The sequence below is a fragment of the Stenotrophomonas sp. 22692 genome (genome assembly GCF_052045015.1).
GTDB lineage: Bacteria > Pseudomonadota > Gammaproteobacteria > Xanthomonadales > Xanthomonadaceae > Stenotrophomonas > Stenotrophomonas geniculata.
Genome location: NZ_JBQEMR010000045.1, coordinates 20,388 through 30,188, shown reverse-complemented (window position 1 = coordinate 30,188; position 9,801 = coordinate 20,388). Strand labels below are relative to the sequence as shown.

Sequence of the window (9,801 nt, the reverse complement as noted above, 5' to 3'; positions counted from 1 at the left end):
CCCCCCCCCCCCCCCCCCCCCCCCCCCCCCCCCCCCCCCCCCCCCCCCGCTACCTCAACTCAACCCAACTGTACCCACGCCGGCGCATGGTCGCTCGGACGTTCCCAGGTGCGCGGCTCGCGGTCGATGCCCGAAGCCACCGCACCGCTCTTCAGCGCATCGGAGACCAGGGTCAGGTCGATGCGCAGGCCCAGGTTGCGACGGAAACCAGCGGCGCGGTAATCCCACCAGCTGAAGGTACCCGCCTCGTCGTTGTGCAGGCGGAAGCCGTCGTGCAGGCCCAGCTGCAGCAGCTTGTTCAATGCGCCGCGCTCGGCGGTGGAGGTCAGGATGTGGTTGTCGTTCCACACCTCCGGGTCGTGCACGTCGCGCGCGTCCGGGGCGATGTTGAAGTCGCCCATCACGATCAGCTTCGGGTGGCGCTGCAGCTCTTCGGCGATCCAGGCATGGACCGCTTCCAGCCAGCGCAGCTTGTAGTCGTACTTGTCGGTACCGATGTCCTGGCCGTTGACCACGTACAGGTTGATCACGCGCAGGTCGCCGAAGGTACCGGCGATGACGCGCTTCTGCTCGTCCTCGAAACCGGGAATGCCGATCTGCACGTCCTGCGCCGGCTCACGCGACAGCAGCGCCACGCCGTTGTAGGTCTTCTGGCCGGCGAACACGCTGCGGTAACCCGCGGCGATCAGCGCCGAATCGGGGAACTTGTGGTCCTCCAGCTTGGTTTCCTGGATACCGACGATGTCCGGGCCGAAATCCTTGAGCCACTGCTCCAGGTGCGGCAGGCGGACATTGAGCGAATTGACGTTCCACGAGGCGATCTTCATGGGCGCATTCTACCCGGGTAGGCCTGGGTTGCCTTGTAGAGCCGAGCCCACGCTCGGCTGCGTCTGCCTGGACCAGCCAAGGGCAGCCAAGCGTGGGCTCGGCTCTACAGAAGAATCGGGCGCTGATTCCGTAGAGCAACGCCATGCGTGGCTTCACCGCAGCAACAGCTTCAACAACCCCGCAATCTTCGAATATGGCGGCCGCAGCCGGTCACTGGCCGCCCAGCGCGACTGCCACAGCACGGGCAGGCGCTTGCTCATCGCATCGAAACCCGCCCGCCCGTGGTATGCACCCATGCCGCTGGCGCCAACCCCGCCAAACGGCAGGCCATCGGCGGCGAAGTGCAGCAGGGTGTCGTTGACCGTCACCCCGCCCGCCACCACCTGGCCGAGGATGCGCTCCACCGTGGCCGTGTCATGGCTGAAGGGATACAGCGCCAGCGGCCGGTCACGGGACAGCACGTCGGCCAGCGCAGCATCCAGGTCCGGGTAGGCCCGCACGGGCAGGATCGGGCCGAATATCTCCTCGCGCATCAGGTCCAGGTCGTCGGGCGGGTCCAGCACCACGGTCGGCACCAGCAGGCGCTCGCGGTCGGCGCGCGCAGGATCCACCTGCGTCAGCGGGATCACTGGCACGCCACGTTCGCGCGCCTGCGCCAGATAACCCTGCAGGCGCCGGTACTGGCCTTCATTGATGATGCGCGTGTAGTCGTCGGCATTGCTGAAATCGTCATAGCGCTCGCGCACCTGCTGCTGCAGCGCCTGCACGAACTCGCGCTGGCGCGCGGTGTCGATCAGCACATAGTCCGGCGCAATGCAGGTCTGCCCGGCGTTGAACCACTTGCCGGTGGCCAGCCGCGCGGCGGCCTTGTCCAGCGGGAAATCGCGACAGACGATGGCCGGCGACTTGCCACCCAGCTCCAGCGTGACCGGCACCAGATGCTCGGCGGCCGCCGCCATCACCTTGCGGCCCACGGCGGTCGAGCCGGTGAACAGCAGATGGTCCAACGGCAGCGACGACACCGCCGCGGCCACGTCCGCCCGGCCCTGCACCACCGCCACCCGATCGGGCGGGAACACACTGGCCAGCAGATCGGCCAGGAACGCGCTGGTACGCGGCGTATGTTCCGAAGGCTTGAGCAGCACATGGTTGCCTGCGGCGATGGCGGTAGCCAACGGCACCAGTGCCAGCGTGACCGGGTAGTTCCAGGGCGAGATCACCCCGACCACACCCAACGGCGTCGGTCGCAGCTGCGCGCGCGCCGGCCACAGTCGCCAACCGGCACCGACCCGCTGCGGCTTCGACCAGCGTCGCAGGTGGCGGCGCAGGTGGTCAACGGCCGACAGCACGCTCATGCCATCGGCCAGTTTCGATTCAACGTGGGCGCGATGGCCGAAGTCTTCTGCGATGGCCGCAGCCATATCGTCCAGGCGTGCCTTCAGCGCTTCGCGGAGGCGGCGCAGGTCTGCCTCGCGCTGGTCCAGCGTGGGGCGCTGCGACTGCCAGGCGCTGCGCAGGGTGTGCAGGATGGCGGGGAGCTCGGCCGGCGGAATGGTGGTCATGCCGCGACTATACGGCGTGCGGCACGTCTCGATGGGCACGAGATGGCGTGTGGCTTCGGATGCTTGTCAACCGCGATGACGGCATTGAACGCTGTCTGTTCGCGTCTGCGGAATTTTGTGCCGCGCGTAGCGCGGTCGCCGAGCATCGCTCGGCGCTACAGGGAAACGAAAAGGCCGTGGTCTGCACCACGGCCCCTGAAATCCGGTGGGTGCCGACCGTTGGTCGGCACGCCGGTTATTGGGTGATATCCACGTCCTTGGTTTCGCGCAGGAACAGGCCGCCGATCACCACCGACATCAGCGCGATGATGATGGGGTACCACAGGCCGTAGTACAGGTTGCCGGTACCGGCCACCAGCGCGAAGGAGATCGCCGGCAGGAAGCCACCGAACCAGCCGTTGCCGATGTGGTACGGCAGCGACATCGAGGTGTAGCGGATGCGGGTCGGGAACAGTTCCACCAGGTAGGCAGCGATCGGGCCGTAGACCATGGTCACGTACAGCACCAGCAGCCACAGCATGAACACCGTGCCGGCAATGTTGATGCGTGCACCATCGGCCTTGGCCGGGTAGCCGGCGGCGGTCAGGGCGGTCTTCAGTTCCGCACCGAACGCATCGGCCTTGGCCTTGCCGTCTTCCTTGGTCAGGCCGGCGGCCTCATACGAGGTGACACTGGCGCTGCCCACGTTCACCATCGCCAGCGAGCCGGCGGCGGCGGGCTGCACGTCGTACGGCACACCGGCCTTGGTCAGCGCGGCGGTAGCCACGTCGCAGGAGCTGGTGAACTTGCGCAGGCCCACCGGATCGAACTGGAACGAGCAGGTAGCCGGATCGGCCACGACCAGGGCCGGCGAGCTGCTGCGGGCTTCTTCGATGGCCGGGTTGGCGAAGTGGGTCAGGCCCTTGAAGATCGGGATGTAGGTGACGGCGGCCAGCAGGCAGCCGGCCAGGATGATCTTCTTGCGGCCGATACGGTCGGACAGCCAGCCGAAGAAGATGAAGAACGGTACGCCCAACGCCAGCGCGGCCGCGATCAGCAGGTAGGAGGTGGTGGCATCGACCTTCAGCATGCTGCTGAGGAAGAACAGCGCGTAGAACTGGCCGCCATACCAGACCACCGCCTGACCCGCCGCCGCACCGAGCAGGACCAGCAGCATCAGCTTCAGGTTGCCGCCCTTCAGGCTGTCACGGAACGGGGTCTTGGAACCCTTGCCCTCGGACTTCATCTGCTGGAACAGCGGCGACTCGCTCAGCTGCAGGCGGATCCACACTGAGACACCCAGCAGCAGGATCGAGACCAGGAACGGAATGCGCCAGCCCCAGGCTTCGAAGGCTTCATTGCCCAGGAAGTAACGGCAGGCCAGGATGATCAGCAGCGACATGAACAGGCCGAGCGTGGCCGTGCACTGGATGAAGCTGGTGTACAGGCCACGTTTGTCGTCCGGCGCGTGCTCGGCCACGTAGGTGGCGGCACCGCCGTACTCGCCGCCCATCGCCAGGCCCTGGGCCAGGCGCAGGATGATCAGGATCACCGGCGCGGCGAAACCGATCGAAGCGTAGTTGGGCAGCACGCCGACCAGGAAGGTCGAGATGCCCATGATCAGAATGGTGACCAGGAAGGTGTATTTGCGGCCGATGCGGTCGCCGAGGCTGCCGAAGAAGGCCGCGCCGAACGGACGCACGAAGAAGCCGGCGGCAAACGCCAGCAGGGCGAAGATCATGCCCGTGGTTTCATTGACGCCACTGAAGAACTGCTTGGCGATGATGGCCGCGAGCGAGCCGTACAGGAAGAAGTCGTACCACTCGAACACCGTGCCGAGGCTCGAGGCGAAGATGACCTTCTTGTGACCCTTGGTCAGGGTGCCCGCTTTGTGTGCGGTACTGGGTGTGCTGGACATGGGGCGTTTTCCCTCGGTAGATGCCGACCTTGGTCGGCACTCAATTCGGTAGGTACCGGCCGCTGGCCGGCACGCAATCTCTATAGGTGCCGACCTTGGTCGGCACTCCTCTAGAAGCTGTACTTGGTGGTGAACTGCAATCGGGTGATGTCACCCTTGTTGCCGTTCTCCACTTCGCGACGGCCGTACATCAGCTCCGCACCGATATCGACCTTGGGCAGCGGCGAATAGAAGATGTTGCCGCGGATGCTCTGCACGCTCTTGGTTACCAGCGGGCCGAGGATGCTGTCGTTGTCGTAGTCGCTGCGCGCGTAGATCAGGTTGGTGCGCAACTTCGGCGAGAACGCATGCCGCCAGCCCACGTAGCCGGCAAGCACGCCGGTCGGGTTGAGTTCGTCGCGGGCCACGTCATAGGCACTGTCGGCGGTGATGCCCAGGCCGATGTAGCGGGCGATGCCTTCGCCGCCAGTCAGCTGGTAGTGCAGCGAATCGCTGTCACCCATCACCCATTTGCCGCCCAGGGTCAGGCCGCCAGCCACCTTGTCGGCCTTGGCGCCGGTGGCCTGGTTGTCGACCTTCAGCTGACGGACGATGCCGCCGACACCGAAGGTGCCCCAATCACCCTTCCAGCCATAGCGCATGGTCAGATCGGGCAGGCTGCCACGGTCGGAGTTGGCGCTGGCGTTGGTCCATGCCCCGGTGACCGGGTTGCGGGTACCGGTGAGGGTGGTGGTTTCCGGGTTTTCCAGCGCGACGCTGAAGCCACCCTGGGTGTAACGCACCTGGGCCTGGCGCACGAAGATCACGCCATCGGTGGGGCCGACGAAGTCGACCGCCTCGGGCAGTGCGGCCGCGTCCATGAAGTTGGACCAGGTCTGGCCGGCCATCCAGTTGTTCCAGTACATGTAGGCGTGGCGCAGGGTCACACCGTAGGTATTGGTGGCGGTCTGGTTGCCCAGTGAATTGCCGAAGAAGTCCATCTCGAAGAACGCACCGGCCTTGTTGCCCGATTCGCTCACGTTGTCGATGCCCAGGTTGAAGCGCGAGAACTTGGCGTGGGCATTGAAGTCGGTGCCCGAACGCTTGCCGCTGCCGCCAGCGCCTTCCACCGGGGTCTGGCCCGGCAGGTACAGCGAGCGGCCGGTGGCGTCGTCGGCCAGCTGGCCATCGCTGGTCTGGGTGGCCAGGAAGTCGGCCTTGATGAAGCCGCCGATCTTGACCGTGGTGCCCGGCGCCGCGCCCGGGGTGATGGTGGTGACCTGGATGGGCTGCTTGCCGGCCGGCACCTGTGCGACCGGCTTCTGCTCGGCCTGCACCGTGCGGACTTCGGTTACGGCCTGCTGGGTCTGGCTGATCTGGGTCTGTTGTTGTTGCTGCGAAGACAGCAGCAGCTGGACCTGGCGTTCCAGTTCGGCAACGCGTGCTTCCAGTGCCTTCTCTTTGGCGGTCTCTGCGAACGCCATGCCCGGTGCGACCAGGGCGACCAACAGGCAGGCCGCCAAAGGTGTGCGCACGGCTTTCAACGTACGGTGGCTCATGTTGCCCTCTCTCCCAAGTGGCAAGGTGATGCCGCGCGTGGGGCACGGTCGAGCCGAGACTGCGGGGCGATTATGTATAGCGGCTATTCGCCATTGGTCGAACCCGGCCCTGCTGGGCGCTCACTTTCGACCATGGTCTAACCAGAGTGGTGACGCGACCGGGGGTGGATGGGGCAAACTGAGGGGGATCGGTCGCTGCGATGCTGCGACCGCACACACAAAGTCAACGTGCAAGTGAGGGTGCCATGGCTGATATCTACCCCGTCGATCCGCAGTTCGCCGCCAAGGCACGCATCGACAAGACGTCGTACGAACAGCAGTACCAGGCTTCGGTGACCGACCCGGATGGTTTCTGGGGCAAGGCGGCAGGGCGCCTGCAGTGGATGCGCAAGCCGACGAAGATCAGGAACGTCAGCTACGACCTGTCCGACTTCCACATCAAGTGGTTCGAAGATGGCGAACTCAATGCCAGCGTGAACTGCCTGGATCGCCAGCTGGAAACGCGCGGCGACAAGACCGCCCTGCTGTTCGAGCCGGACGGCCCGGATGCACCGGCCCAGCACGTCACGTATCGCGAGCTGTACGAGCGCACCTGCCGCCTCGGCAACGCGCTGCGCAACCTCGGCGTCAAGAAGGGCGACCGGGTCACCATCTACCTGCCGATGATCGTCGACGCCGCGGTGGCCATGCTGGCCTGCGCCCGCATCGGTGCGATCCACTCGGTGGTGTTCGGTGGCTTCGCGCCGAACTCGATTGCCGACCGCGTCAGTGACTGCCAGAGCAAGCTGATCATCACCGCCGACGAGGGCTTGCGCGGTGGCCGCAGGATTCCGCTGAAGGCCAACGTCGATGCCGCGCTGAAGCTGCCGGGCACGAACACGGTTGAAACCGTACTGGTGGTGCGCCACACCGGCGGCGCGGTGGACATGCAGGCCCCGCGCGACCGCTGGTTCCACGATGTGGTGGACAGCCAGCCGGCCACCTGCGAACCGGAACGCATGAACGCGGAAGACCCGCTGTTCATCCTCTACACCTCCGGTTCCACCGGCAAGCCGAAGGGCGTGCTGCACACCACCGGCGGTTACCTGCTGTACGCGGCCTACACCCATGAAGCGGTGTTCGACCTGCGCGAGGACGACATCTACTGGTGCACCGCCGACGTCGGCTGGGTCACCGGCCACAGCTACATCGTGTACGGTCCGCTGGCCAACGGCGCGACCTCGCTGATGTTCGAAGGCGTGCCGAACTACCCGGATACCTCCCGCTTCTGGAACGTCATCGACAAGCACAAGGTGAGCATCTTCTACACCGCCCCGACCGCCATCCGTGCACTGATGCGCGAAGGCGAGGAACCGGTGAAGAAGACCTCGCGCGCGTCGCTGCGCCTGCTCGGCAGCGTGGGCGAGCCGATCAACCCGGAGGCCTGGCGCTGGTACTACGAGGTGGTCGGCGACAGCCGCTGCCCGATCGTCGATACCTGGTGGCAGACCGAGACCGGCGGCATCCTGATCTCGCCGCTGGCCGGTGCGATGGATCTGAAGCCGGGTTCGGCCACCCTGCCCTTCTTCGGCGTGCAGCCGGCGCTGGTCAATGCCGATGGCGAGATCCAGGACGGCCCGACCGAGGGCAACCTGATCATCCGTGACTCCTGGCCGGGCCAGATGCGCACGGTGTACGGCGACCACCAGCGTTTCATCGATACGTATTTCCGCACCTACCCGGGCAGCTACTTCACCGGTGACGGGTGCCGCCGCGACGAAGACGGCTATTACTGGATCACCGGCCGCGTTGACGACGTGATCAATGTGTCCGGCCACCGCATCGGCACCGCCGAAGTGGAAAGCGCGCTGGTCTCGCACCCGAAGGTGGCCGAAGCGGCCGTGGTCGGCTTCCCGCACGACGTGAAGGGCCAGGGCATCTATGCCTACGTGACCCTGGTGGCCGAAGAAGCGCCGAGCGACGAACTGCAGAAGGAACTGGTCGCGTGGGTACGCAAGGAAATCGGCCCGATCGCCACGCCGGACCACCTGCAGTGGGCGCCGGGCCTGCCGAAGACCCGCTCGGGCAAGATCATGCGCCGCATCCTGCGCAAGATCGCCGAGAACGCGCCGGACCAGCTCGGCGACACCTCGACCCTGGCCGATCCGTCGGTGGTGGCGTCGCTGGTGGACGAGCGCAAGGTGCGCTGATGGCGTGACTGCAGGCGCAGGACGCGCCAGGGACGTGGCCGGGAGGAGGGACCCGGCCGCGTCCGACCCGTCCTGCACCTGCCATCACGTCGCTCTTTTTCCTGATCGATAAGCTCGACCCATGACCACCCTCCTGATTGCCGATGACCACCCGCTGTTCCGCGAAGCCCTGCGTGGGGCCGTGCAGCGGGTCATCCCGGGCGTACAACTGTTCGAGGCCGACAGCGTGGAAGCACTGTACGCGCTGGCCGATCAGCACAACGACGCCGACCTGGTCCTGATGGACCTCAACATGCCGGGTGCGCAGGGCTTCAACGCACTCGTGCACATGCGCTCACTGCATCCGCAGCTGCCGGTGGTGGTGGTGTCCGCGCGCGAAGAAGCCACGGTGATGCGCCGCGCGCTCGACCACGGTGCGCTCGGCTTCATTCCCAAATCGGCCGACTCGGACACCATCGGCCATGCACTCGGCACCATCCTCGATGGCGAGACCTGGGCACCGCCGGAAGCGCACAACGTGCCGCCCACCGGCAGCGAAGAACGCGAAGTCGGCCAGCGCCTGCGCGAGCTGACCCCGCAGCAGTTCCGCGTCCTGCAGATGCTCGGCGCCGGCCGCTTGAACAAGCAGATCGCCTACGACCTCAACGTCTCCGAAGCAACGATCAAGGCCCACGTCACCGCCATCCTGCGCAAGCTCGGCGTAACCAACCGCACCCAGGCCGTGCTGATGGCCGGCAAGCTGGCCATCGACGACGACGCCATCGTACTGCCGCCGGAAGAAGACTGACGGTAGTGCCAGCCGCTGGCCGGCATTCGCCTGGAACGTCTGAAACCGTCCTGGTAGGTGCCAAGCTTGCTTGGCACGCCTTTGCTTGGCCCGTGTTATAGCCATCGCTATACAAACCAGCCCTGCCTGCGCGTTTCGCTGGAAATGCACCACGCGCGAATCGCGATGCTAAGCTTCGCGTCCCCTTGGGGAGTAGCCGGATTCCTTCGCAGGAATCGTCCACGTCAACATACTCGGCCGGTGCGCCGTGGCGTGGACAACCATGATGGTTGGCGAGACCAGCGGCCCGCGCGCGCAACGTCAGGTTGGGCGCGAGCGCAGGCCGTGCGTCCGTCCTAGCCCGACCTCAACAGCCGCCCATGTCCCCCATTTCGATCCTTCTGATCGGCTTCGCCATGTCCACCGATGCCTTCGCCGCTGCAATCGGCAAGGGCGCGGCCATGCGCAAGCCGGTGTTCCGCGATGCACTGCGTGCCGGCATCATCTTCGGCGTCATCGAGGCGATCACGCCCATCATCGGCTGGCTGCTCGGCCGCGCCGCGCTGCAGTACGTCGAAGCCTTCGACCACTGGATCGCGTTCGGCCTGCTCGGTGCGCTGGGCATCCACATGATCTACAACGGCCTGCGCCCGGACAGCGCCGAGGATGACGAGGATCGCTCGCAGCACCACGGCTTCTGGAAGCTGGCGCTGACCGGCTTCGCCACCAGCATCGACGCGATGGCGGTGGGTATCGGCCTGGCCTTCATGGACGTGCATATCGGCGTGATGGCCGCGGTCATCGGCCTGTGCACACTGACCATGGTGACCGCCGGCATCATGCTCGGCCGCGTGCTGGGCAGCATGGTCGGCAAGCGTGCCGAGATCATCGGTGGCGTGATCCTGGTGATCATCGGCGCGACCATCCTGTACGAGCACCTGCACGGCGTGGGGTAACGCATCGGAAGCAAGCGATTGCGTGGTTGCCGGCCAGCGGCCGGCACTACCAGACGTCACATCCA

Annotated in this window: 7 protein-coding genes and 1 riboswitch; of the genes, 3 read left to right on the top strand and 4 right to left on the bottom strand. The window is 66.0% G+C overall.

Features of this window, described 5'->3' with window-relative positions:
* Positions 1 to 59: 59 nt before the first annotated feature.
* From xth to ACTJJM_RS19050, 4 genes are all read right to left on the bottom strand, one after another.
* Positions 60 to 827 carry an exodeoxyribonuclease III gene (gene xth / locus ACTJJM_RS19065; protein ID WP_049413190.1) on the bottom strand — a complete coding sequence of 256 codons (768 nt, stop codon included), beginning with the start codon at positions 825 to 827 and terminating at the stop codon, positions 60 to 62.
* Positions 828 to 980: 153 nt separating this feature from the next.
* Complete coding sequence (locus ACTJJM_RS19060) at positions 981 to 2,390, bottom strand: coniferyl aldehyde dehydrogenase (RefSeq protein ID WP_440865887.1); 1,410 nt, start codon at positions 2,388 to 2,390, stop codon at positions 981 to 983.
* 235 nt (positions 2,391 to 2,625) lie between these two features.
* Positions 2,626 to 4,287: an MFS transporter gene (locus ACTJJM_RS19055; protein WP_043399645.1), complete on the bottom strand. Its 1,662-nt coding sequence runs from the start codon at positions 4,285 to 4,287 to the stop codon at positions 2,626 to 2,628.
* A 110-nt stretch (positions 4,288 to 4,397) separates the two neighbouring features.
* Positions 4,398 to 5,825, bottom strand: coding sequence for a DcaP family trimeric outer membrane transporter (locus tag ACTJJM_RS19050; protein ID WP_019337935.1), 1,428 nt, complete (start codon positions 5,823 to 5,825; stop codon positions 4,398 to 4,400).
* A gap of 245 nt (positions 5,826 to 6,070) precedes the next feature.
* Between ACTJJM_RS19050 and acs the strand changes: the two genes are divergently transcribed.
* From acs to ACTJJM_RS19035, 3 genes are all read left to right on the top strand, one after another.
* Positions 6,071 to 8,014 carry an acetate--CoA ligase gene (acs, locus tag ACTJJM_RS19045; protein ID WP_049480338.1) on the top strand — a complete coding sequence of 648 codons (1,944 nt, stop codon included), beginning with the start codon at positions 6,071 to 6,073 and terminating at the stop codon, positions 8,012 to 8,014.
* 121 nt (positions 8,015 to 8,135) lie between these two features.
* Positions 8,136 to 8,801 carry a response regulator transcription factor gene (locus ACTJJM_RS19040; protein ID WP_005420420.1) on the top strand — a complete coding sequence of 222 codons (666 nt, stop codon included), beginning with the start codon at positions 8,136 to 8,138 and terminating at the stop codon, positions 8,799 to 8,801.
* Positions 8,802 to 8,982: 181 nt separating this feature from the next.
* Positions 8,983 to 9,072, top strand: a riboswitch (yybP-ykoY riboswitch).
* A gap of 88 nt (positions 9,073 to 9,160) precedes the next feature.
* Complete coding sequence (locus tag ACTJJM_RS19035) at positions 9,161 to 9,736, top strand: manganese efflux pump MntP (RefSeq protein ID WP_143994941.1); 576 nt, start codon at positions 9,161 to 9,163, stop codon at positions 9,734 to 9,736.
* Positions 9,737 to 9,801 lie beyond the last annotated feature (65 nt).

Coding starts and splice junctions, on each gene's coding strand:
- ACTJJM_RS19035 (WP_143994941.1), top strand. CDS start 9,161: ATGTCCCCCATTTCGATCCTTCTGATCGGCTTCGCCATGTCCACCGAT.
- ACTJJM_RS19060 (WP_440865887.1), bottom strand. CDS start 2,390: ATGACCACCATTCCGCCGGCCGAGCTCCCCGCCATCCTGCACACCCTG.
- xth (WP_049413190.1), bottom strand. CDS start 827: ATGAAGATCGCCTCGTGGAACGTCAATTCGCTCAATGTCCGCCTGCCG.
- acs (WP_049480338.1), top strand. CDS start 6,071: ATGGCTGATATCTACCCCGTCGATCCGCAGTTCGCCGCCAAGGCACGC.
- ACTJJM_RS19055 (WP_043399645.1), bottom strand. CDS start 4,287: ATGTCCAGCACACCCAGTACCGCACACAAAGCGGGCACCCTGACCAAG.
- ACTJJM_RS19050 (WP_019337935.1), bottom strand. CDS start 5,825: ATGAGCCACCGTACGTTGAAAGCCGTGCGCACACCTTTGGCGGCCTGC.
- ACTJJM_RS19040 (WP_005420420.1), top strand. CDS start 8,136: ATGACCACCCTCCTGATTGCCGATGACCACCCGCTGTTCCGCGAAGCC.